Origin of the sequence: Cellulomonas telluris, from assembly GCF_004886325.1 — a bacterium.
Classification (GTDB): domain Bacteria; phylum Actinomycetota; class Actinomycetes; order Actinomycetales; family Cellulomonadaceae; genus Cellulomonas; species Cellulomonas telluris.
Genome location: NZ_QXFN01000003.1, coordinates 382,331 through 405,384, shown reverse-complemented (window position 1 = coordinate 405,384; position 23,054 = coordinate 382,331). Strand labels below are relative to the sequence as shown.

18 protein-coding genes are annotated in these 23,054 nt (G+C 77.7%); 10 read left to right on the top strand and 8 right to left on the bottom strand.

The genetic code is table 11. The features are described from left to right. Positions 1-83: 83 nt before the first annotated feature. Positions 84-206 (top strand): hypothetical protein, encoded by a 123-nt coding sequence (locus FB586_RS20180; protein WP_281276663.1) that lies wholly within the window; start codon positions 84-86, stop codon positions 204-206. A gap of 130 nt (positions 207-336) precedes the next feature. Here the strand turns inward: FB586_RS20180 and FB586_RS10725 are convergent, their stop codons facing one another. Beyond that, positions 337-2,412 (bottom strand): ATP-dependent helicase, encoded by a 2,076-nt coding sequence (locus tag FB586_RS10725; RefSeq protein WP_136519303.1) that lies wholly within the window; start codon positions 2,410-2,412, stop codon positions 337-339. A 118-nt stretch (positions 2,413-2,530) separates the two neighbouring features. Between FB586_RS10725 and FB586_RS10720 the strand changes: the two genes are divergently transcribed. Continuing rightward, complete coding sequence (locus FB586_RS10720; protein WP_136519302.1) at positions 2,531-2,791, top strand: mycoredoxin; 261 nt, start codon at positions 2,531-2,533, stop codon at positions 2,789-2,791. Positions 2,792-2,794: 3 nt separating this feature from the next. On the opposite strand, the gene nudC is transcribed toward FB586_RS10720, so the two are convergent. Continuing rightward, positions 2,795-3,793, bottom strand: coding sequence for an NAD(+) diphosphatase (gene nudC / locus FB586_RS10715; RefSeq protein WP_136519301.1), 999 nt, complete (start codon positions 3,791-3,793; stop codon positions 2,795-2,797). A 158-nt stretch (positions 3,794-3,951) separates the two neighbouring features. Here nudC and FB586_RS10710 point away from each other — a divergent pair, with 158 nt between their 5' ends. Continuing rightward, entirely contained in the window at positions 3,952-4,890 is a 939-nt protein-coding gene (locus tag FB586_RS10710) for a phosphotransferase (RefSeq protein WP_136519300.1), read from the top strand. Between the two features lie 19 nt (positions 4,891-4,909). On the opposite strand, the gene FB586_RS10705 is transcribed toward FB586_RS10710, so the two are convergent. Together FB586_RS10705 and FB586_RS10700 are read right to left on the bottom strand one after the other, a co-directional pair. Next, entirely contained in the window at positions 4,910-8,269 is a 3,360-nt protein-coding gene (locus FB586_RS10705; protein ID WP_222928342.1) for an ATP-dependent helicase, read from the bottom strand. After that, on the bottom strand, positions 8,266-11,526 hold the full coding sequence (locus FB586_RS10700; protein ID WP_136519299.1) for an ATP-dependent helicase: 3,261 nt from the start codon (positions 11,524-11,526) through the stop codon (positions 8,266-8,268). Before FB586_RS10700 ends, FB586_RS10705 begins: the two co-directional genes overlap by 4 nt. A 136-nt stretch (positions 11,527-11,662) precedes the next feature. Between FB586_RS10700 and FB586_RS10695 the strand changes: the two genes are divergently transcribed. Together FB586_RS10695 and FB586_RS10690 are read left to right on the top strand one after the other, a co-directional pair. Further along, positions 11,663-12,373, top strand: coding sequence for a TetR/AcrR family transcriptional regulator (locus FB586_RS10695; RefSeq protein ID WP_136519298.1), 711 nt, complete (start codon positions 11,663-11,665; stop codon positions 12,371-12,373). Between the two features lie 59 nt (positions 12,374-12,432). Beyond that, positions 12,433-12,660, top strand: a complete 228-nt coding sequence (locus FB586_RS10690) for a DUF3107 domain-containing protein (protein ID WP_136519297.1) — start codon at positions 12,433-12,435, stop codon at positions 12,658-12,660. Between the two features lie 88 nt (positions 12,661-12,748). Here the strand turns inward: FB586_RS10690 and FB586_RS10685 are convergent, their stop codons facing one another. Next, the gene (locus tag FB586_RS10685; protein WP_136519296.1) at positions 12,749-13,507 is read right to left on the bottom strand and encodes a ferritin-like fold-containing protein; all 759 of its coding nucleotides are present in this window, start codon (positions 13,505-13,507) and stop codon (positions 12,749-12,751) included. A 308-nt stretch (positions 13,508-13,815) separates the two neighbouring features. On the opposite strand from FB586_RS10685, the gene FB586_RS10680 reads away from it, so the two are divergent. Continuing rightward, entirely contained in the window at positions 13,816-15,687 is a 1,872-nt protein-coding gene (locus FB586_RS10680) for a DEAD/DEAH box helicase (protein WP_370741065.1), read from the top strand. A 125-nt stretch (positions 15,688-15,812) separates the two neighbouring features. On the opposite strand, the gene FB586_RS10675 is transcribed toward FB586_RS10680, so the two are convergent. Together FB586_RS10675 and FB586_RS10670 are read right to left on the bottom strand one after the other, a co-directional pair. Next, on the bottom strand, positions 15,813-16,436 hold the full coding sequence (locus tag FB586_RS10675) for a MarC family protein (RefSeq protein WP_136519295.1): 624 nt from the start codon (positions 16,434-16,436) through the stop codon (positions 15,813-15,815). Continuing rightward, positions 16,433-17,275, bottom strand: coding sequence for a PHP domain-containing protein (locus FB586_RS10670; RefSeq protein ID WP_136519294.1), 843 nt, complete (start codon positions 17,273-17,275; stop codon positions 16,433-16,435). Before FB586_RS10670 ends, FB586_RS10675 begins: the two co-directional genes overlap by 4 nt. A gap of 92 nt (positions 17,276-17,367) precedes the next feature. Between FB586_RS10670 and FB586_RS10665 the strand changes: the two genes are divergently transcribed. Next, positions 17,368-18,927: an aminopeptidase P family protein gene (locus FB586_RS10665; protein WP_370741064.1), complete on the top strand. Its 1,560-nt coding sequence runs from the start codon at positions 17,368-17,370 to the stop codon at positions 18,925-18,927. 76 nt (positions 18,928-19,003) lie between these two features. On the opposite strand, the gene FB586_RS10660 is transcribed toward FB586_RS10665, so the two are convergent. Further along, entirely contained in the window at positions 19,004-19,702 is a 699-nt protein-coding gene (locus tag FB586_RS10660) for a YflT domain-containing protein (RefSeq protein ID WP_246036691.1), read from the bottom strand. Positions 19,703-19,856: 154 nt separating this feature from the next. Here FB586_RS10660 and FB586_RS10655 point away from each other — a divergent pair, with 154 nt between their 5' ends. The 3 genes from FB586_RS10655 to FB586_RS10645 are packed head-to-tail and all read left to right on the top strand — an operon-like array spanning position 19,857 to position 23,019. Then, positions 19,857-20,486 (top strand): ECF transporter S component, encoded by a 630-nt coding sequence (locus FB586_RS10655; RefSeq protein WP_168800523.1) that lies wholly within the window; start codon positions 19,857-19,859, stop codon positions 20,484-20,486. Beyond that, positions 20,483-22,222 (top strand): ABC transporter ATP-binding protein, encoded by a 1,740-nt coding sequence (locus tag FB586_RS10650; protein WP_136519292.1) that lies wholly within the window; start codon positions 20,483-20,485, stop codon positions 22,220-22,222. Before FB586_RS10655 ends, FB586_RS10650 begins: the two co-directional genes overlap by 4 nt. After that, positions 22,219-23,019, top strand: coding sequence for an energy-coupling factor transporter transmembrane component T family protein (locus tag FB586_RS10645; RefSeq protein ID WP_246036690.1), 801 nt, complete (start codon positions 22,219-22,221; stop codon positions 23,017-23,019). Before FB586_RS10650 ends, FB586_RS10645 begins: the two co-directional genes overlap by 4 nt. Positions 23,020-23,054: the final 35 nt, after the last annotated feature.

Genomic DNA, 23,054 nt, shown 5'->3' with positions numbered 1-23,054 from the left:
GGGCAGGCGTCGCTGCAGTGGGCGCAAAGCCCCCACGGACGCACCCTGCTGCGGGCACAGCTGCGCCCCGGAACTTGACGGGGGTGGGCGCGAGCGTCCGCGCGTACGCGTGCTGCGTGACGGCGATGCCGGTCATCGTCATGCTCTCCATCTCTGCACCCACCTCCTTCCGGGACGGCGCCGCCTGGTCGGGCAGCACCTCGTGATCAAGGACGTGGACCACCCTAGGGGCGCCGCGAGGCACGTCACAAGGAATTAAACGAGAACCGCCGAAGAAGTTTCTCGACCCGCCCGTCTGACGATCCGACGCCCGTTCCGAGGAGCGGCGCGACGCACTCAGCGGCGGGGTGCGCGGCCCCGCCCGACGAGGACGTCGTCCCCGGCCACCACACGCAGCAGGTCGGCCCCGTACTCGCGCAGCCGCGTCTGCCCGAGACCCTGCACGCGCTGCAGCTCGGCCGGCGCGGTGGGCATCGCCGAGGCGACCGCCTCGAGCGCGACGTCCGGCAGCACACGGAACGCGGGGACGCCCCGCTCGGCGGCGACGCCGGCCCGCCAGGCCCGCAGGCGGTCGAGGACCGCCGGGTCGGGCGCGCCCGCCCCGGAGCCGTCCCGCCGGCTCCCCGCTCCGCCCCGGTCCGACGCCCCGGCCACCCAGGCACGCACGCCGGCCGCGGTCGCCCGCCCGCCGCGTGCCCCGTCCCCCGGCCAGAGTCCGTCGAGGAAGCGGGACCGGCGCCGCACGGCGCGCGACCCCGGCGTCCGCGCGGCCGCGTACGACAGCTCGAGGTGCCGCCGGGCGCGCGTCACGCCGACGTACAGCAGCCGGCGCTCCTCGGCCACGGCGGCGTCCGTCTGCGCGAGCGAGATGGGCATGAGGCCGTCGCTCAGGCCCACGAGGAAGACCGCGTCCCACTCGAGGCCCTTGGCGGCGTGCAGCGACGCGAGGGTGACCCCGTCGACCGTCGGCGCGTGCTGGGCGGCGGCGCGCTCGTCGAGCTCCGCGACGAGGTCCACCAGCGTGGCCCCGGCGCGGGCGGCCGCGAGGTCGTCGGCCAGCCCGACGAGGGCCTGCATCGCGTCCCACCGCTCGCGCGCCGCACCCCGCGCCGCCGGGGGCTCCGGGGCCCACCCGGCGGAGCGCAGCACGTCACGCGCGGCCTCCCCGAGCGGCACGTCGGGATCGGCGGCGCGCGCGCCGCCGCGCAGCAGCACGAGCGCGTCGCGCACGTCGCGCCGGGAGAAGAACCGCTCGCCGCCGCGCACCTGGTACCCCACACCGGCGGCGGCGAGCGCCTGCTCGAACACCTCCGCCTGCACGTTGGTGCGGTAGAGCACCGCGATCTCGCTCGCCGGCACGCCGGCCGCGACGAGCCGCGCCGCCCGCGCCGCGACCCCCGCGGCCTCCGCCTCGTCGTCGTCGTACCCCGTGAACCGGACCGGCGGCCCGTCGGGCTGCTGGGCGACCAGGTGCAGCGGCGCCGGGTCACCGGGACGGCGGGTGGCCGTCAGCACGCGGTTGGCCAGGCCGACGACCTGCGGCGTCGACCGGTAGTCGCGGACCAGGCGGACGACGGTCGCGCGCGGGTGCCGACGCGTGAACGTCAGCAGGTGGTGCGGGCTCGCGCCCGCGAACGAGTAGATGGTCTGGCTCGGGTCGCCGACCACGCACAGGTCGTGGCGGCCGCCCAGCCACTGCTCGAGCAGGTGCTGCTGCAGCGGGCTGACGTCCTGGTACTCGTCGACCACCAGGTGCCGGTACTGCGCGCGCACCTCCTCCGCGATCTCGCCGCGCTGGCCGAGCATCGCCGCGAGCAGCAGCAGCACGTCCTCGAAGTCGATCACGCCGCGCTCGGCCTTGACGTCCTCGTAGGCCGTGAGCATGCGTGCCACCACCTGCGGGTCCTGGCCTGCGGGTGCCGGGCGTCGCACGGCCTCGGCCGCCCGCTGGTAGTCGTCGGCCGGCACGAGCGAGACCTTGGCCCACTCGATCTCCGAGGACAGGTCGCGCACCGACACCCGGTCGAGCGAGACGCCCACCCGGCGGCCCGCCTCCGCCACGATCGGCGCCTTCTGCTCGAGCAGCCGGGGCGGCGCACCGCCCACGACCCGGGGCCAGAAGTGCCCCAGCTGCCGCAGCGCGGCCGCGTGGAACGTCCGGGCCTGCACGCCCGACGCGCCCAGGTCGCGCAGGCGCACCCGCATCTCGCCCGCGGCACGCGCGGTGAACGTGACCGCGAGGACCGAGGCGGGCCGGTACACGCCCGTGCGCACGCCGTAGGCGATGCGGTGCGTGATCGCCCGCGTCTTGCCGGTGCCGGCGCCGGCGAGCACGCAGACGGGCCCCGTGAGGGCGGTGGCGACCGCGCGCTGCTCGGGGTCCAGCGCGTCGAGGAGGGCGTCGGCGGACATCGCCGTCCAGTGTCGCAGCCGGCACCGACAGGGCGGGCCACGGGCCCCGGCTACGCCCGGCGCGAACGCCTCCTGCGGGGACGCGCAGGGCGTCGGCGGCGCGTGGCAGGCTGCCGCCATGACGCAGACGACGCCGGCCCCGGGCACCGTGACGATGTACTCCACCACGTGGTGCGGCTACTGCCGCCGGCTGCGGACGCAGATGGACTCGGCGGGCATCGCCTACGACGTGGTCGACATCGAGCAGCAGCCCGACGCGGCCGCGTTCGTCGAGTCCGTGAACGAGGGCAACCAGACGGTGCCGACCCTCGTGTTCCCCGACGGCTCGGCCGCGACGAACCCCTCTCTCGCCGAGGTCAAGGCGCGCCTGGGGCTCTGAGCCTCAGTCCTCGATCCGCCCGCCGAACCACTCCTCCACGAGCGCGCGGGCGATCGAGGCGCGCCCCGGCAGCAGGACCGTGCCGGCCCGGACCTCGTCCGCGAGCCCGTCCCGGGTGAACCACCGCGCCGCGGCCATCTCCTGCCCGTCGACCGTGACCTCCGTGCGCACGGCGTGGGCGCGGTAGCCGAGCATGAGCGAGCCCGGGAACGGCCACGGCTGGCTCCCGCGGTACTCGACGCGGTCCACGACCACGTCGGTCTCCTCGCGCACCTCGCGCCGCACGGCCTGCTCCGCCGACTCGCCCGCCTCGACGAACCCCGCGAGGGTCGAGTAGCGGCCCTCGGGCCAGGCCGTCGCGTGCCCGAGCAGCAGCCGGTCGTCGGCGTCGACCACGGCCATGATCACGGCCGGGTCCGTGCGCGGGTAGTGCTCCGAGGCGTCCACGTCGCAGACGCGGGACCACCCGGCCTGCGCGCTGCGCGTCGGCGCTCCGCACCGCGGGCACCGGGGGTGGCGGTCGTGCCACGCGTCGAGCGCCACGGCCGTCGTCGCCAGGCCGGCGTCCCGGGCGTCGAGGGCCGCGCCGACGACGCGCAGGGACGCCCACCCGTCGTCCTCGCGCCCGGCCCCCGCCGGGCGGCGCGCCCCGTGCACCGCCGCGTCCGCCGGGCCCGGGACCGGGGCCGGCGGCGTGCGGTCCGGCAGCCGCAGCGCGAGCACGCGGGCGCCGTCGTCCTCGGCCCCGAGCAGCAGCCACGCGTCGTCCGGTGCGCCGTCCGGACCCAGCACGGCCGCCGCCTGCGCACGCGCCTCGTCGGGCGCGTACCAGCGCACCCGGTCCGGGCCGTCCGTGCGCACGCCGCCGTCGCGCACCACCAGCACCCGCGTGCGGTCGTCGGCGAGGGCGGCCGGCAGCACCTCGGGGTCCTCGCGCAGGAGCGCGGCGCGGTCGGTGCGGCTGCGGGCGAGCGGGAGGTCGGCGAGGAGGTCGGGCGTCACGTCGTCACGCTACGCGCGGCCACCTGCCGGCGCCGCCTCGCGGTACCTCCCGCGACGCCCACCGGCCGGCGGCGGGTGTGCGCGGCGGACGAAACGGACCTCCAACACGCCCGGGCAGCACCGCGGCTCGTGCCGCCACCCCACCTACGCTGGCGGACGTGACCCGCTCGCCCCTCGCCCTCGCCGCCCTCGCGACCGTCGCGATCCCCGGGCTCGACGCGTACGACGTGCGCCGGCCGACCGCAGCGGCCGGCGACTTCGACGTCGCCGTCGTCGTGGACTCGGTGCGTCGCCGGTGGGTCGTGCGCGCGCCGCAGAACGCGGCCGCGGGAGCGGCGCTCGAGGCCGAGGTCGCCCTGCTCGAGGGGCTCGCGCCCCACGTGGACGAGGGCCGCCTGCCGTTCGCGGTGCCGCGCCCCGCCGGGTTCGCCCACCTCCCCGAGGGCGGCCGCGCGTGCGTGCACCGCGAGGTCGCGGGGCGGCCGCTGCGGCTGGAGACGTTGCGACCTGGCCCCGGCCTCGCGGCGTCCGTGGGGCGGGCGCTGGCCGCCGTGCACGAGCTGCCCACGGCGGTCGTGGAGGACGCGGGCCTGCCCGTGTACGACGCGGGCAGCTACCGCGAACGACGTCAGGCCGAGGTGGACGAGGCCGCCCGCACGGGACTCGTGCCGCCCACGCTGCTGCGGCGGTGGGAGGAGCAGCTCGAGGACGTCGCCCTGTGGCGCTTCCGCCCGACGGTCGTGCACGGCGACCTCACGAGCGCCCACGTGCTCGTCGCCGACGAGGCCGTCGTCGGCGTGCTGGACTGGGGCAGCACCATGGTGGCAGACCCCGCGGACGACCTGTCGTGGCTGCTCGTCGCGGCGCCCCAGGACGCGGTCGACGCGATCCTCGAGGCGTACCTGCTGCGGCGCACCGAGCTGACCGACCCGCACCTGGCCGACCGCGCGATGCTCGCGGGCGAGCTGGCGCTCGCGCGCTGGCTGCTGCACGGCGTGCGGGCCGGCCGGCGCGACGTGGTCGACGACGCGGTGGGCATGCTGCACGACCTCGACGAGCACACCCGCGTCGAGGACGAGGCCGCCGCGGCGCTGTAGGCGCCCCCGCACGCCCCGCTCACCCGACCGGCGCGGCCGCGGCCAGGAGCGCGGCGATCTCCCCCTCGTCGGGCAGCCGGTCGGGCGTGACGGTCACGCCCGCGCCGACGTAGCAGAACGCGGCCCGCACCAGAGCCGGGTCCGTCCCCGTCCAGCGCGCCCACGCGAGCCGGTACACCGCCAGCTGGAGAGCGCGCGACTCCCGCTCGGCGCGGTCGGTCGGCGGCGCGCCGGTCTTCCAGTCGACCACCACGACGGCTCCCGGCGTGCCGGGGCGGTCCGGGTCGGCGAACACGGCGTCGATGCGCGAGCGCAGCACGTACCCGCCGATCGTCGTCTCGACGTCGACCTCCACGGCGAGCGGGGCGCGGTGCGCCCAGGGCGTGCGCAGGAACGCCGCCCGCAGCTCCGCCTGGTCGGCGTCCACGGGCACGGAGTCGTCGTCCGCGCCCGGCAGGTCGTCGAGGTCGACGAGGGTGGCGCGCCCGTACCAGGCCTCCACCCAGGCGTGGAAGGCGGTGCCGCGCCGGGCCTGCCGGGACGGCTCGCGCGGCACGGGTCGGCGCAGGCCGAGCGCGAACGCGTCCGCGTCCGCGTCGAGCCGGACGAGCGACGACGCCGACAGGTGGGCCGGCAGCGCGACATGCGCGTCGCCGCGGCGCCGCTCGGCCTGCTCGGCGAGGAGCCGGTCGGCGAGGGCGTCCCAGTCCTCGCCCTCGGGCGGCGGCTCCGTCCCCGGGCCGGCGCCGGCGGGGGCCGGGGCCTCGCCGTCCAGCGCGGCGAGTACCGCGGCCGCGGCCGCCTCGACGGCGGGCCGGCGAGGCGCGGCGCCGTCGCGGCCGAACGGGTCCGCGGGCCAGACGGCGCTCTGCACGAGCTCGGCGCGGGGGTTCGTCGCGTCCGGGGCGGGCTCGTCCGCCCAGGCGGTCACCTCGACGAGGCCCGCGTCGACGAGCTCGGTCAGGAACGGCGAGACCCGGCGGGGCGCCTTCGCGTCGGCCCAGCGTGCCGCCGTGAGCAGCAGGCGGTCCCGGGCCCGGGTGACGGCGACGTAGGCGAGCCGGCGCTCCTCGGCGACCTCGTGCTCGCCCGCGTCGTGCGTGAACCGGGTGATGCGCTCCGCGAGGTCCTTCGCGTCGGCGGCACCGGCGCACTCGAGCCGCGGCAGGTCGTCGGCGTCGCCGCGCAAGGGGTACGGCAGCACGCCCAGCCCGGTGAGCCAGCCGGAGTCCTTGGGGCCGTCGGGGCCGAGCACGGGCGTCGCCGGCAGTCCCCCGTCGACCATGCCGGCGACCGCGACGGCGTCCCACTCCAGGCCCTTGGCGGCGTGCACCGTCATGAGCTGCACCGCGTCCGGGTCAGGCTCGGTGACGGGCAGCTCGAGGCCGTCCTCCCGCGCGTCGGCCGCCTCGAGCCAGGCGAGCAGCGCACCGAGGCTGGGGCGGTCCGCGCCGCGGGCGAACTCCGCGACGACGTCGGCGAACGCGTCGAGGTGGGCGCGCGCACGGCCCGGCTCGACGTCCGCGCGCGCCTGCACCTCGATGTCGAGGCCCAGGAGGCGCTCGGCCTCGTTGACGAGCTCGGGCAGCGAGAGCCCCTGCTGCGCCCGCACCGCGCGCAGGACGTGCGCGAGCTCCCGCAGGCGTGCGCGGCCGACACGCGTGAGGGAGCGGCCTGCAGGGCTGCGCCATCCCTCGGGAGGGAGGTCGTCGAGGGCGTCGACGAGGCTGCGCTCGTCCACGACGTCGGCCTCGACACCGCCCGCCCGCGGGTCGCGCGCATGCGTCCGGGCGCCCTGCCGGGCCCAGTCGCCGAGGGCGTGCAGGTCGGCCGCGCCGAGCCGGGTGCGCGCCCCGGTGAGCAGCCGCACGAGCGCGTCCCCCCGGGTGGGGTCGTGCGCGGCCTGGAGCACGGCGACGAGGTCGACGACCTCCGGTGCGGCGAGCAGCCCGCCGAGACCGACGACCTCGACCGGCAGCCCCTCGGCCCGCAGCGCCCGCCGCAGCGGCTCGAACTGCGACCGCTTGCGGCACAGCACGGCCGCCGTGCGCCGTCCGTCCGGGTGCGAGCCGGGTCGCCACTGCCCGGCGACGAACGCGGCGACGGTCGCCGCCTCCTCCTCGACCGTCTCGGCGACGGCCGCCAGCACCGTGCCCGTGCCGGCACCGGGGCGCGGTCGCAGCTCCGGTACGTCGACGCGGCTGCCCGCCGCGCGCAGGGGCGCGGCCACGACGTTGGCGGCCGCGAGCACCGCCACGTCGTTGCGCCACGAGGTCGACAGCTCCACCACGTCCGCCGGGCGTCGCCGCTCGCGGCCGCCCCGGCCCGCCGCGGGCTCCACCACGGGGAACGTCTCCGGGAAGCGCGCGAGGCCGCCCGGGCTGGCGCCGCGCCAGCCGTAGATCGACTGGTGCGGGTCCCCGACCGCGGTCACGGGGTGGCCGCCGGAGAACAGCGCCGACAGCAGCACGAGCTGGGCGTAGGACGTGTCCTGGTACTCGTCGAGCAGGACCACGCGGTAGCGGGCCCGCTCCCCCGCGCCGACCTCCGGCGCGTCCCGCGCGATGCGCGCCGCGAGCGCGACCTGGTCGCCGAAGTCCAGCGACTCGGCCGCCCGCTTGCGCGCCCGGTACTCGGCGACGAGGTCGAGCACCCGCGCCCGCTCGCCGAGGGAGGCGACCAGGTCCCGTGCCTTCGCCCGCGGGGCCCGCCGGTCCTCGCCGACGGGCGTCGCCGCGAGGTCCGCGGCGAGCTGCTCGACGCGGGTGCGCGCGTCCGCCGGGTCCAGCAGGTGCTCGTCGAGCGCACCCGACAGGGACAGCACCGCGTCCACCACGGTCGACGTCGCCGCCGCGGTCGCCAGGTCCCCGCTCCACGACTCGACGACCTGCGCGGCGAGCTGCCACTGGGCGGCCTCGCCGAGCAGGCGGGCACCGGGCTCGACCCCCAGGCGCAGCGCGTGGTCCGACACCAGGCTCGCGGCGTACGCGTGGTAGGTCGACACGTGCGGGCGCGCGAGCTCGTCGAGCACGTCCGCACCCGTCGGCAGGGCGACCCCCTCGCGGGCGGCGGCACGGGCCAGCGCGCGCAGGCGCCGCCGGACCCGCTCCGCCAGCTCCCCCGCCGCCTTGCGCGTGAACGTCAGTCCGAGCACCTGCTCGGGTGCCACGAGCCCGTTCGCCACCAGCCACACGACGCGGCCCGCCATCGTCTCCGTCTTGCCCGAGCCGGCGCCCGCGACGACGAGGGACGGGCGCAGGGGCGCCTCGATGACGCGCCGCTGCTCCTCGGTCGGCGGGTGCTGCCCCACGAGGGTGGCGATCCGCTCGGCCGACAGGACGGGCGTCGTGGACGCGGCCGCGGCCTCGACGCCCGTCACGCGACCACCTGCGCGCCCTCGGCGCGCAGCGGGCACGCCCGCCGGACGGGGCACCGGTCGCACAGCTCGTTGCCCCGGGCCTCGAACGCCGACGCGGCCATGCGTGCGGCCACCTCGTCGACGAGCGCGCGTGCCCAGCTCGGGCCGTCGGTCTCGGGCCCGAGGGCCGACTGCCGCCGCTCCGTCGGCTTGCCGGACCCCTGCGCGAGGTAGACCAGGTGGGCGCCGGTGCTGACCGTCCCGTCGGGCAGCCCGGGCACCGCACCCGCGTCCACGGCGAGCTGGTAGGCACCGAGCTGCGGGTGCTCCGCGGCCTGCGTGGTCGTGGGCACGCGCGAGCCGGTCTTGAGGTCGACCACGCGGACGGCCGGGACCTGGTTCCCGTCGTCCTCTCCCTCGCCCCCCGCGGCGCGCCCGACGAGCTCGACCCGGTCGACGGAGCCGCGCACGACGGCACGGTCGGTCTCGAGCGTGAACGGCGCCTCGACGAGCAGGGGCTCGCCCGCCGAGCGCAGGTAGGCCGCGAGCCGGTCGACCATGGCGTCGGCGCGGCGGCGCGCGGCGACGGCCGGCCACCCCTCGCCCAGGCCGAGCTCGGGCCAGCGCCGGTCCAGCTCCGCCGCGAGGGTCTCGCGGTCCGCGGTGGGGTGCTCCTGCGCGATGGCGTGCACGAGCGTCCCGAGGGACTGCAGCGCCGAGGACGCGGGCGTGCCGCCCGCCGACTCGAGCGCCCACCTCAGGGTGCACCGCTGCGCCGTCTCCAGCCGGGAGGGCGAGACGGGTACGCGCTCCTCCGGGCTCCACAGCGGTGCCGTGCTCGACGGCGCCGCGAGGCCGAACCACACGTCCGGGTGCGCCCCGGGCACGCCCGCGCGGGCGAGGCGTGCGAGCGTCCGGGCGGCCGCGGCGTCGGGCACGCCCGTGTCGCGCGCGGTGCGCTCGAGCGTGGCGCGCAGGCGTGCGACGAGGCCGCGCAGGTCGAGCGGCGCGGGGGCGGACGTGCGCCGCGGGTCCGGGCCGTCGCCCGGTGCCGGGTCCACGAGGTCGAGGAACGGCGAGGGCGTCGTGTCCTGGTCGTCGACGGCCGTGACGAGCAGGCGTGTGCGGGCGCGCGAGCAGGCCAGCGCGAAGGCGCGCAGCTCGTCGGCCAGCACGGCGGCCCGCGCGCCGGCGCCGTCGGCCGCGGCGCCGGAGCCGCCCGCGGGCTGCGCCGCGCTGCGCCCGGCCACGACGTCGACGAGCGCCTGCGCGCCGAGCAGGGAGTCGCGCAGCCGCAGGTCCGGCCACGCACCGTCCTGCACCCCGACCACCGCGACGAGGTCCCAGGCGCGACCCGCGGCGCCCGCCGGGGTCAGCACGCTGACGCCCGCGGCACGCGAGCTGGGGGCCAGCGAGTCCGCCGGCAGGTCCTGGGCGAGGACCCAGTCGACGAACGTCGCCGGGGCGGCCTGCGGGTTGCGGTCGACGAACGTCTCGGCGGCCTTGAACAGCGCGAGCACGGCGTCGAGGTCCCGGTCCGCGCGCTCGCCCGCGGCCCCGCCCGCGAGCGCCACGCGCCGCCACGGCTCCGCGAGACCCGCGCGGTCCCACACGGCCCAGAGGACCGACTCGACGTCGCTGCCCGGCGCCGCGGCCGCGTCCCGCCCGGCCTGCAGCACGGCCGCCAGGCGCTCGACGGGGCGCGCCACGTGCGGCGGCAGCGTCGCCGCGCGGCCCGGGGCCTCGAGCACCTCGACGAGGAGCGCGTCGCTCGAGCGGCCGCCGCCACCCGCGAGCTCCTCCGCGCGCAGCGCACGGCGGACCCGGCGCAGGCCGACCGTGTCGAGGCCGCCCAGCGGGGAGCACGCCAGCCGCGCCGCGGTGTCCACCTCGAGGGGCTCGCCGACCGCGACCCGCACCGCGTCGAGCAGGGGACGCACCGCGGGCTCGTCGCGCAGCGGGACGTCCGAGCCCACCACCCGCACGGGCACGCCGGCCTGCGCGAGGGCCCGCCGCAGCACGGTCACGCGCGCGCCCGACCGGGCGACCACGGCCATCTCGTCCCACGGCACCCCGCGGCGCAGGTGCGCGGTCCGCAGCTCGTGCGCGACGAACGCGGCCTCCTGCGCCCCGCTGGGCAGCACCGCGACCCGGGGCGCGGGGCCGTCGTCGACCCCCGCGGGCGTCGTCGCGCGCCGGTGCGCGACCGTGCCGACCGCCCCGATCCGCTCGACGACCCGCGACGTCACCTCCCGCAGCGCCGGCGTCTGCCGCCACACGGTGGGCAGCACGACGTGCGCCGCGCCGAGCTCACCGGTGCCGGTGCCGGCGACCGCCGCGCGCGCGACGAGCGAGGGGTCGGCACCGCGGAAGGTCTGGACCGCGACGTCCGGGTCGCCGAGCAGCAGCAGCCGTGCACCGCGGTCGGCGAAGGCCCGCAGCAGGCGCGCGGTCGCCGCGGTGCTCTCCTGGTGGTCGTCGACGACGACGAGCGACCGCTGCGGGCACGGCACGCCGGGGACCTCGTCGTCCCAGCCGCGCAGCGCCGCGACGGCGGCGTCCACGACCACGGCGGGGTCGAGCCGCTCGCCCGCGTCGGGCGTGGCCGCCGCGAGCGCCATCACGTCGAGGTACTCCGCGTAGACGGCGGCCGCGGCGGTCCAGGCGGGCCGACCGTGCCGGCGGCCGAGGGCCGCGAGGTCCGCCGGTGCCAGGCCCCGCTCGGCGGCGCGCATCAGCAGGTCGCGCAGCTCGTCGCGGAAGGCCCGCGCCGTGCGGGCCTCCGCCGGGACCCCCGCCGGCCAGTCCGGCCCGGGCACCTCGCCGGACGCGTGCCCGGCCAGCAGCTCCGCGAGCGCGAGGTCCTGCTCCGGGCCGGAGACGAGGACGGGCGGCGGCTCGCCCAGCGCACCGGCGCGCGCCCGCAGCACCGCGAAGGCGACGGCCGCGGGCGTCTGGACGAGCGGGCGCCCCGCCGTCCGGCCGAGGCGGACCGCGAGCCGGTCGCGCAGCTCGCCCGCGCTGCGGCGCGACGCCGCCAGGACGAGGACGTCGTCGGGCGCGAGCCCCGCCTCGACCGCCGCGGCGGCGGCCTCGAGCGCGACCGTCGTCCGGCCCGTCCCGGGGGCGCCGGTGACGAGCAGGACGGCGTCGCGACCCGCCGCGACGCGCTCGACCACGTCCCGCTGGACCGGGTCGAGGTCCGGCACGACGTCACCGGCGGCCCGCGCGCGCACGGTGGGCGGCGGCAGGAGGCGCGTGGTCGCTGCTGTCGTCACGGCGACGATCCCACCACGGCCCACCGACACCTCCCGTGCGGCTCCCCGTCGCGCCGGCCGACACCCCGGCGGGACCACGGGTCGCGCATGGTGGACGGCCCGGAACGTGTCGGTACGCGTCAGTACGATCGCCGCCATGACCGAGCCCCCGGACCTGCCGGTCGGCGCGGACCCCGCGCCCGACTCCCCCGGCACGGCGCGTCCTCGCGCGGTGCGCGGCACGCGCATGTCCCGGGCGGACCGGCGCGGTCAGCTGCTCGAGGTGGCACGCGACCTGTTCGCCTCCGAGGGCTTCCACCACGTCTCGATGGACGACATCGCGGACCGTGCCGAGGTCAGCAAGCCGGTCCTGTACCGGCACTTCCCCTCGAAGCTGGACCTGTACCTGGCCGTCGTCGACGCCCAGGGCGCCGACCTGCTCGCCGCGGTGGAACGCGCGGTCGCGCCCCTCGAGGCCGGCCCGGTCGAGCGCGGCGCCGGCCGCGCGGTCGTGGCCGCCATCGTGCAGGCCTACCTGGCGTTCGTGCAGCTGGCCGGCGAGTCCTCGACGCTGCTGTTCGAGTCGGACGTGACGCACGACGCGCAGGTGCGCGGCCGCGTCCAGCACGCCACGGCGGAGACGACGCGCCGCATCGCCGAGGTGCTCGTGGACGTGACCGGCCGCGAGCGCGCCGACGCCGACGTCCTCGCCGCGGCGCTCGTGGCGACCGCGCAGGGGGCGGCGACCTACTGGCTGCGCCACCGCCCCGAGGACGGCACGGAGCGCGTCGTCGACCTGGTCTCGGACCTCGCGTGGCGCGGGGTCGCCGGGCTCGTCCGGCCGGACTTCGTCTACGAGGACGCCTAGGATCGAGCGCGACCCTCCCGTCCACCTGCGACGGGGCCCCGGCGTTCGGAGGAGTACCCGTGGAGATCACGATCGGCGTGCAGAACCTGCCGCGCGAGATCACGCTCGAGTCGGACAGGGGCGCCGACGAGATCGCGGCCCTGGTGAAGGACGCGCTGACCGGCACGTCGACGACGCTCGAGCTGACCGACACCCGCGGCCGGCGCGTGATCGTGCCGTCCGCCGCGGTCGGCTACGTCGAGATCGGCGTCGAGACGAAGGGGCGCGTCGGCTTCGGCACGCTCTGACCACGACGCGACGACGCCCCGGCGGACCTGTCCGCCGGGGCGTCGTCACGTCCGCGGCGGGGCGTCCGGCCGCGCTCGCCGGCGCCGCTCAGGCGGTCAGGTGCAGCCGGGACATGCGCCGGGTGTGCTCGGCGGTGAGCTCGTTGAACACGGTCGCCGGCGTCTCCTGCTCGGGTGCCGCCACCTCGGCGCGGTCGAGCACCCGGGCGACCCCGGGCCGCTGCACGAGCCGCTGCACGACGCCGAGCGCCTCGCCGACGAGGCGGCGCCCCCACAGCGCGAGCCGTGCCGAGAGCACCGTGTCCTGCGCGCACGCGGCGTCGAGCTCGCGCACGGCCAGCTCGGCGTGCGAGGCGTCGCCGAGGACCTCCGCGACCAGCTCGCGCGAGCGGGGGTCGAGCCCGCGGGCGACGAGGCGGCAGAAGTCGTCGGCGACGCCGTAGCCGACGTAGGCCTTGAGCAGCCGCTCGGACCACGAGCTCGGCGGCGTGCGCGTGTCGAAGTCCTCGAGCACGCGGTCGAACCGGCCCAGCGCCGCCACCGGGTCGCCGCCGAGCTCGGTGATGCGGGCGAGCACACGGTCGCGCCGCTCGCCGCAGCGCGCGGCGAACCGGCTGAGCGCGAGCGACTGCTCGAGGTCGGGGGCCTCGGCGCTGTCCGCCGCGAGCCGCGCGAACGCCTGGTGCTCCAGGGCGGCGACGAGGCCGAGGACCTCGACGGCGTCCGCCGTCTCGGGCGCCGCCTCACCGGGGCCGTCGGCGCCCTTGCCGGGGGCGCGGTTCGACGAGCGCGCGGGCGCCGGGGCGTCGGACGGCACAGGGGCGGCGTTGCCGGCGTCGGAGGTCATCCGCGGATCCTAACGCCGTGCCCGGGCGCCCACCCGGGCGGCCGAGGACCCGACCTGTAGAGTGGCCGGGTACAACCCGTACATCGGTTGCCCGGTCGTCCTGTTCCCCCGGTCCTCGCGGACCACCTCGCACGACGCGGCCGCAGCGGCTCTGCCGCGGCCCGCGCTCGCGAGGAGACCTCCACGATCGGCTGCCGGCCAACCCGCGTGGCGCCGTTCCGCCCGCCGCCGGGCCGCCGTGACGCCCCGCGCCCGGCCGGCCCCGCCCGGTGCGTGAGCCGCCCCGCCCGCCCAGTGAAGAGTCCCGCGTGAGCACCGACACCACCGTGAACGACGACGCGGCCGAGCAGGTCCCGGCCGCCACCCCCGACCACACCGCGGACGAGACGACCGACGAGCACCGCACCGTCGCCGACGCCGTCCCCACCGCCGTACCCACCGGCACCCGCCGCGCCGCCTCCGTGCAGGCCGTGGACGCCTCCTTCGCCGACTTCGGCATCCGCCCCGAGATCGTGCAGGCGCTCGCCTCCGCCGGGATCAGCCAGCCGTTCCCGATCCAGGCGATGACGCTGCCGGTCGCGATGTCGGGCCACGACATCATCGGCCAGGCCAAGACGGGCACGGGCAAGACGCTCGGCTTCGGCGTCCCGCTGCTGCACCGCGTCGTCGCCCCCGGCGAGGAGGGCTACGACCGCCTCGCCGCGCCCGGCGAGCCGCAGGCGCTCGTCGTGGTGCCGACGCGCGAGCTGGCCGTCCAGGTGGCCGGCGACCTCGCGATGGCCTCGACCCGGCGCAAGGTCCGCATCGTGCAGGTCTACGGCGGGCGCGCGTACGAGCCGCAGATCGAGGCGCTGCAGCGCGGCGCGGACGTCGTCGTCGGCACGCCGGGCCGCATGATCGACCTGCTCAACCAGCGGCACCTGCGCCTCAAGCACGTCTCGGAGGTCGTGCTCGACGAGGCCGACGAGATGCTCGACCTGGGCTTCCTGCCCGACGTCGAGAAGCTGCTCGCGGCGACCCCGCCGACGCGCCACACGATGCTGTTCTCGGCCACGATGCCGGGCGCGGTCGTCGCGATGGCCCGCCGGTACATGTCGCAGCCGACGCACATCCGCGCGCAGGACCCCGACGACGACGGCCGCCAGACGGTCAAGAACATCAAGCAGGTCGCGTACCGCGCGCACGCGCTCGACAAGGTCGAGCTGCTCGCCCGCATCCTGCAGGCGCGCGACCGCGGCCTCACGATCGTGTTCGCCCGCACCAAGCGCACCGCCGCCAAGGTGGCCGACGAGCTCGTCGAGCGCGGCTTCGCGGCCGGCGCGCTGCACGGCGACCTGGGCCAGGGCGCTCGCGAGCAGGCGCTGCGGGCGTTCCGCAACGGCAAGGTCGACGTCCTCGTCGCCACCGACGTCGCGGCGCGCGGCATCGACGTCGAGGACGTCACGCACGTCGTGAACTACCAGTGCCCCGAGGACGAGAAGACCTACCTGCACCGCACCGGCCGCACGGGCCGCGCGGGCAACAAGGGCACCGCGGTGACGTTCGTCGACTGGGACGACCTGCCGCGCTGGGGCCTCATCGACAAGGCGCTCGGCCTGGGCATCCCCGAGCCGGTCGAGACGTACTCGTCGTCCGACCACATCCACACCGACCTCGACATCCCCGAGGGCGTCACGGGCCGCCTGCCGCGCGACCAGCGCACGCGTGCCGGCCTGCAGGCGGAGACGCTCGAGGACGTCGGCGAGACCGGCAAGCGCGGCGGCGGCGCCCGCCCGGCGCGCGACGGCGGCGACGGCCGTGGTCGGGGCCAGGGGCGCGAGCGCGGCGAGGGCCGCGGGCGCGGCGAGCGTCCGGCCGGCGAGCGGCGGTCCGACGAGCAGCCGGCCGGCGAGCAGTCGTCCGGCGAGCAGCCGTCCGGCGAGCAGCCGTCCGGCGAGCGGTCGTCCGGCGAGGGCGCGGGCGAGGGCCGTTCCCGGCGCCGCCGCCGGGGCGGTCAGGGCGGTGCCGGCGAGGGCGCGGCGGACGCGACCACGAGCAGCGCCCCGGCGACCGCCGACGCCGCGACGAGCGAGGGCACGGGCGAGGGCGGCCAGCCCCGACGCCGCCGTCGTCGCCGTGGCCGTGGCGGCTCGGGCGACGGCGCGGGCACGGCACCCGAGGCGACGCCCGCCGACGCCTGACGCGTCCGGCGCACGCACGCACGGCCCCGGTCGGGAGTCCCGACCGGGGCCGTGCTGCGTCCGGCGGTGGTCCGCCGCCGGACGTGCCGGGGGCCGCAGCCCGACGGGCCGGTCCGTGCCGGCGCTCAGGCCTCGCCGCGCACGAACGCCATCACGGCGTCCGCGAGGAGCTGCACGGCGATCGCGGCGAGCAGCAGACCGGCGATGCGGCTGACGAGCATCGTCCCGGAGTCCTTGAGGACCCGGTGGATGGCGTTCGCGAACCGCATCGACAGGTACAGGCACAGGTGCACCAGCACGACCGCGAGCGCGATCGCCGCCCAGTGCGGCGGCTCCGACGCCTGCTGCACGAAGACCATCGTCGCGACGATCGCGCCGGGCCCGGCGAGCAGCGGCGTCCCCAACGGCACGAGCGCGACGTTGCCCTGCGTGCCGAGCTCGGTGTCGGAGCCGTCCATCTTGCCGGTCAGCAGCTCCATCGCGACGAGCAGCAGGAGCAGACCGCCCGCGGCCTGCAGCGCGGGCAGCGACACGTGCAGGTAGTCGAGCAGCGACCGCCCGAACAGCGCGAAGCCGACGATCACGCCGAACGCCACGAGGATCGCCTGCCGCGCCGCGCGCGCCCGCTGCTGCCGGGTCATCGACCCGGTCAGGGCGAGGAAGATCGGCACGGTCCCGGGCGGGTCCATGATGACGAACAGGGTCACGAAGGCCGAGATGAACAGCTGTACGTCGAGCACGCCGCTCACGCGGCCACCACCTCCGTCGTCCCCTGCTCCGCGATCGCGGTCAGCACCTGCGGGTCGGTGAGATTCTCCCCCAGCCGGTTGGCCTTCCCGTCCCCGTGGTAGTCGCTCGAGCCGGTGACGAGCAGGCCGAGGCGCGCGGCGATGCCGGCGAGCCGCTCCCGCTGGGCGGGCGTGTGGTCGCGGTGGTGGACCTCGACCCCGGCCAGACCGGCCTCGGCGAGCTCGTCGAACACGCGCTCCGGCACGATGCGGCCGCGCGCGTCGGCGCCCGGGTGCGCGAAGACGGGCACCCCGCCGGAGGCGCGGATCGCGGCGACGGCGTCGGGGGCCTCGGGGGCGTAGTGGTCCACGTGGTACGGCCCGCCCGTGGCCAGCAGGTGCGCGAAGGCGGCGTCCCGGTCGGGCACGACCCCGCGGGCGACGAGGGCGTCGGCGATGTGCGGGCGGCCGACGACGACGGCGTCGCGCGCCTGCTCGAGCACGTCGGCCCAGGTGATCGGGACGTCGCGCGCGAGCAGCTCGACCATGCGCTCGGCCCGGTGCACCCGCGAGTCCCGCGCCCGGGCCAGCTCGTCCGCGAGCGCGGGGTGCGCCGGGTCCTGCAGGTAGCAGAGCAGGTGGACGCTGATGCCGCGGGAGCGCGCGGAGACCTCGGTGCCGCGGACGAGCCCGATGCCGAGGTCGCGGGCGGCGGCGGCGGCCTCGTCCCAGCCCGCGGTGGTGTCGTGGTCGGTGAGGGCGACGACGTCGAGCCCGGCGGCACGCGCCGAGGCGACGAGGTCCGCGGGGCGCTCGGTGCCGTCGGAGGCGGACGAGTGCGTGTGGAGGTCGATGCGCACCAGCCGAACGCTAGTCGTGCGGCGCGCGGGCACCGTGGGACCTGGCCGCTCCCTCCTGCCGGTCCACGCCCCGGACGGTGCAGACTGGACGGGTGAGCGCCGACGACGTGACCCCCGAGACCCTGACCCCCGAGACGTCCGTTCCGGCGTCGGCCGACGAGCAGGACCTGGCCGAGCGCAACGCGAACCGGTCGCACCGGCCGCGGTCGGAGCGGTTCCTCGAGTTCATCTCCTCCGGGTGGGGCGAGCGGCCCGCGGGGCGTGCGGAGCGCTCCCCCGCGGCGGACTTCACCGCCGCGCGCCGCTCGCGCCTGTCGGCGCAGTTCCCCGGCGCCCGGCTGGTCGTGCCCGCGGGGACGTACAAGGTGCGCTCGAACGACACGGACTACCGGTTCCGGCCGCACGCCGCCTTCACGCACCTGACGGGCCTGGGCACGGAGCAGGAGCCCGACGCCGTCCTCGTCCTGCACCCCGTGGACGACGGCACCGGCGACGACGGCTCGGCGCACCGGGCCGTGCTGTACATGAACCCGCTCGCGGGCCGTGACACCCCGGAGTTCTTCTCCGACTCGCGCTACGGGGAGTTCTGGGTGGGCGCGCGGCCGACGCTGGACGAGGTCGCCACGACCACCGGGATCCGCACCGCGCACCTGGACGACCTGCGCGACGCGCTCGCCAAGGACGTGGGCGCCGGCGGCGTCGAGCTGCTCGTCGTGCCCGAGGCGGACCCGACGGTCGAGGCGGTCGTCGAGGAGATCCGCGCGCAGGAGGCGTCGGGCGAGCGCGACGAGCGGCTGGCGGAGGCGCTGTCGGAGCTGCGGCTCGTCAAGGACGCGTACGAGGTCGAGCAGCTGCGCGAGGCGGTGGACGCGACCGTCGAGGGCTTCGCGAAGATGGTCCGCGCCCTGCCGGACGCGGTCGCGCACCGCCGGGGTGAGCGGGTGCTGGAGGGCACGTTCATCGGGCACGCCCGGCAGGAGGGCAACGACGTCGGCTACACGACGATCGCCGCGGCGGGCGAGCACGCGACGACGCTGCACTGGACCGACAACGACGGCCGGGTGGTGCCGGGTCAGCTCGTGCTCATCGACGCGGGGGTCGAGGCGGACTCGCTGTACACCGCGGACGTGACGCGGACGCTGCCCGTCGACGGGACGTTCACCGACGTGCAGCGCCGCGTCTACCAGGCGGTGCTGGACGCGGCCGACGCGGGGTTCGCCGCGGCGGTGCCGGGCGCCCGCTTCCGCGAGGTGCACGACGCGGCGATGCGCGTGCTCGCCGCCCGGCTGGCCGACTGGGGCCTGCTGCCGGTGAGCGCCGAGGAGTCGCTGCTGCCGGAGAACCAGCACCACCGCCGCTGGATGGTGCACGGCACCAGCCACCACCTGGGGCTCGACGTGCACGACTGCGCGCAGGCCCGCGGCGAGCTGTACCTGGACGGCGTGCTGGAGCCGGGCATGGTGTTCACGATCGAGCCGGGCCTGTACTTCAAGTCCGACGACCTGCTGGTGCCCGAGGAGCTGCGGGGCATCGGCGTGCGCATCGAGGACGACGTGCTCGTCACGGCCGACGGCAACGAGAACCTGTCCGCGGCGCTCCCCCGCGACCCCGCGGCCGTCGAGGAGTGGATGGCGGCGCTGCGCGAGGGCTGAGCGCCGGAGCCCTCGCACGACGACGGGCCGCCGTCCCCCGGTCGCGGGGGGCGACGGCCCGTCGGTGCGTCGCGGCTCAGGCCTGCGGCGGCGGCTGCGGCCCGCTCGGCGGCGGCGTGCCGGGCTGCGTCGGGCCGGGGTGCGTCGGTCCGGGGTGCGTCGGGCCGGGGTGCGTCGGTCCGGGGTGCGGGGCCCCACCGGTCTGCGCGCCCCCGGGGACCGGGTAGTGGGCGGCCGGGTCCGACGGCGGCGGGCCGACGGGCGCGCTCGGCGCCGCGGCGGCGCCGCCCACGACACCGCCGACCTCCTGGAGGATGGACCGCGCGCGGTGGGCGTGCTCCTCGTGGCAGAGCACCGTGTACGAGGACGCGACGATCTGGCTGGCCGAGGCGAAGTCGCGGCGGTTGCGCGTCATCGCGTACGTGATGACGGAGAACAGCAGGCCGAACGCCCCGCCGAAGAGGATGGCGGGCAGCAGGACGCTCGCGCTGTTCGGCGGCGAGAAGAGCGTGAGCAGCAGGCCGACGAACAGGCCGAACCACGCGCCCGAGGCGAAACCGCCGAGGGCGGCGCTGGGGTACGACAGGCGGCGCAGGACGCGCTCGACCATGCGCAGGTCGGTGCCGACGATCGTCACGTGCTGCACCGGGAAGGCCTTGTCGGCGAGCAGGTCGACCGCCTTCTGGGCCTCGAGGTAGGTGCGGTACGACGCCACCGGTTCACCCGTGGGCAGCGTCGGGGTGCTGGGGATGCGACCGGACTGCGAGAAGGCCATGGGCCGATCCTCCCGCAGGGCGCGGACCCCCGCCAGGGATGCGCCTCGCGGACAGCCCGTTGACGCTGAGGTGAGCCTTACCTCACACTTGCGCGGGCCCGCACCGTGCGGAGGCCCGACCCGGCCACGGCCGGCCACGACCGGAGGAACGGCGATGACCCGCTGGAGCACCCGCCTGCTGCTGTCCTGCGCCGCGATCGGCGTCGGCGGCGGGCTCGTCGGCATCCCGAGCTTCTACCTGTTCACGACCCTCGCGACCGCGGCGCCCTTCCTCATGGGGCTCGCCGCCGGCTTCTACCTGCTGCCGGGCACGATCGCGCTGGCGGCGTTCCGCCGGCCGGGCGTCGGCTTCCTGTCGACCATGCTCGCGGCCGTGGCCGCCGCCCCGTTCGTGCCGGGCAGCTTCACGACCCTCTACGGCTGGCTGTACGTGGCGGTGCTGCTCGAGGTGCCGTTCGCGCTGCTCGGGTACCGGTGGTGGCGCGCGCCCGTCTTCTACGTCGCCCCGCTCGTCGGCACCGCGTTCTACACCTGGACGTGGTGGACCTACTACGACATCGGCGGCTACCAGGTGTGGGCGCAGGTGGCGCTGCCGACGCTCCTGCTGGGCACGATGCTGCTGTTCACGTGGCTCGCGCGCGTCGTCGCCGCCCGCCTCGCCCAGACGGGGGCCATGCGCGGGCTGCGCCTGCCGGAGGACCGCCGCCGCACGGCCGCGGCCGCCCCCGGCGACCGCGCGGGGACCACCTCTGCCGAGGCCGCACCCGCGCTGCCGGCCCCGTGAGCGTCCGCGTCGAGGACGTCCGCATCCGGCACGAGGGCCGCACGGCCTGGCGTCCCGACGGCGTGACGTTCGCGGTGCGGCCCGGGGAGGTCGTGCTGCTGCTCGGCCCCAGCGGCTCGGGCAAGTCCACGCTCGCGCTGGCGCTCGACGGGCTGGTCCCGCACGCGGTGCCGGCGGACCTCGAGGGCCGCGTGGTGGTGGACGGCACGGCGACGACGTCGACGACGGTCGCGCGGCTGTCGGAGCACGTGGCGATGGTGTTCCAGGACCCCGACGCCCAGGTCGTCACCGGCACCGTGCTGGACGAGGTGTGCTTCGGCCCCGAGAACCTGCGCGTCCCGGCGGACGAGGTGCTCGACCGCGCCGAGCGCGCGCTGCGGGCGGTGGGCCTGTGGGAGCGGCGCACGGAGGCGCCCGACGCGCTGTCCGGCGGGGGCCGTCAGCGCCTGGCCATCGCGTGCGCGCTCGCGCTCGGCTCGCCGGTCCTCGTGCTGGACGAGCCGACGGCCAACCTCGACCCGGTCGGGACGCAGGAGGTGTACGCCGCGCTGCGCGCCGTGGTGGCGGACGGCACGCGGGCGGTCGTCCTCGTCGAGCACGACCTCGACGCGGCGGTCGACCTCGTCGACCGGGTCGTCGTCCTCGACCGCGCGGGCCGGTACGCGCTCGACGGGACGACGCGCGAGGTGCTCGCCGACCGCGCGGAGGAGGTGGCGGCGCTCGGGGTGTGGCTGCCCGTCGCGACGCTCGCGGCCCTGCGGCTGCGCGGCGCGGGCGTCGCGCTGGACCCGCTCCCCCTGACGGCGGCCGAGCTCGCGACGGCGCTCGACGCGTGCGACGAGCTCCCCGCGCCGGCCGCGGCGGCCCCGACCCCGGCCGCCGCCGCAGACCCCGTCGTGCAGGTCCGGGGGCTGACGGTGCGCCGCGGCGGACGGACGGTGCTCGACGACGTGCACCTCGACGTCCCCGCGGGTGCCGTGCTCGCGCTGGTGGGCGTCAACGGCGCCGGCAAGACGACCCTCGCGCAGGCGGTCGCGGGCGTGGTGCCCCCGCCGCGCGGCACGGTGCGCGTCGCCGGCGTGGACCCGGCGCGCACCCCGCCCCGCACGCTCGTGCGGCACGTCGGGTTCGTGTTCCAGAACCCCGAGCACCAGCTCGTGCGCGGCACCGTCGCCGACGAGCTCGCGCACGGGCTGCGCCTGCAGGGTGCGGACGACGCGACGGTCGCCGCCGCCGTCGAGGACCTCCTGCGCCGCCTCGACCTGACCGCCGAGCGCGACGTGCACCCGTTCCTGCTGTCCGGTGGGCAGAAGCGCCGCCTCTCCGTCGGCACGGCCCTCGTGACCGGCGCGCGCGTGCTCGTCCTCGACGAGCCGACGTACGGCCAGGACCGGGAGCGCGCGGCGGAGCTGCTCGCCCTCCTCGAGCGTCTGGTCGCCGAGGGCACGACCGTGCTGCTGGTGACCCACGACCTCCAGCTCGTCGCGGACCACGCCACGCACGTGGCGGTGCTGCACGAGGGACGGCTGGTCACCACCGGGCCGACGTCCGCGGTGCTCGCGGGGACCGCGCTCGAGGACGCCGGCCTGCTGCCACCCCCGCTCGCGCGTGCGACGCGCCAGGTCCGGCGCCACCCCGCGTGGCGCGCGGTGACGCGGCTCGCGGACCTCCCGCACCCCGGGGCCCCGGCGGCGGCGGACCGTGGCGCGGGCGCGACCGTGGGGGCGGGCGCGTGAGCGCGGCCGTGGCGGTCGCCCGGGCGTGGGCGCCGGACGTGCGCCCCGGGTTCCTGCGCCGGCTGAACCCGCTGGCCAAGGTCGCCGCGACGCTGCCCGCGGCGGTGCTGCTGGTCGTCTGGCACGAGGCGGCCGCCGCCCTCGTCCTGGGCGGGGTGGCGGCGGTGCTGCTCGTCGTCGGAGCGGGGCTGCGGCCGCGCGTCCTGGCCGGCCTGCTCGTGGCGGCACCGCTCGCCGCGGCCGTCGTCGGTGCGGCCCTCGGGCTGTGGGTCGCGCCCGGCACGACGACGGGCTCGCCCGTGCTGGTCCGGCTGGGGTCGTGGACGTACACGCAGGCGGCGCTCGTCGAGGGGCTCGGGACGGTCGCGCGGCTCTACGCGGTGCTGCTCCTGACGTCGGTGGGCGGTCTGACCACGACCGGCCCGGACCTGGTGCGTGCGTCGCAGCAGCAGCTGCGCGTGCCGTACCGGGTGGGGTGGACGGCGCTCGCCGCGTTCCGGTTCGTCCCGCGGTTCGGGCACGAGCTCGCGGTCATCCGCGCCGCGCACCGCGTCCGCGGCACCGACACCGGCACCGGGCCGGTGGCGGACCTGCGCCGGTACGTCGGCTACGCGGTCCCCCTGCTCGCCGGGGCGCTGCGGCACGCGGAGCGGGTCGCGCTCGCGATGGACGCCCGCGCGTTCGGTGCCCATCCCACCCGCACCGAGCGGTACCGCGTCCCGTGGCGGCACCGCGACTCCGCGCTGGTCGCCACGACGTGGGCGGTCACGCTCGCCACGTGGCTGCTGCTGCGCTGACCGGCCGCTCCCCACCCGCTCCCGCCGCCCGACGG

What these genes read in the sequence shown, in the direction of transcription:
- FB586_RS10725 (WP_136519303.1), bottom strand. Translation starts at nt 2,412, where the DNA reads ATGTCCGCCGACGCCCTCCTCGACGCGCTGGACCCCGAGCAGCGCGCG.
- FB586_RS10720 (WP_136519302.1), top strand. Translation starts at nt 2,531, where the DNA reads ATGACGCAGACGACGCCGGCCCCGGGCACCGTGACGATGTACTCCACC.
- FB586_RS10695 (WP_136519298.1), top strand. Translation starts at nt 11,663, where the DNA reads ATGACCGAGCCCCCGGACCTGCCGGTCGGCGCGGACCCCGCGCCCGAC.
- FB586_RS10685 (WP_136519296.1), bottom strand. Translation starts at nt 13,507, where the DNA reads ATGACCTCCGACGCCGGCAACGCCGCCCCTGTGCCGTCCGACGCCCCG.
- FB586_RS10660 (WP_246036691.1), bottom strand. Translation starts at nt 19,702, where the DNA reads ATGGCCTTCTCGCAGTCCGGTCGCATCCCCAGCACCCCGACGCTGCCC.
- FB586_RS10655 (WP_168800523.1), top strand. Translation starts at nt 19,857, where the DNA reads ATGACCCGCTGGAGCACCCGCCTGCTGCTGTCCTGCGCCGCGATCGGC.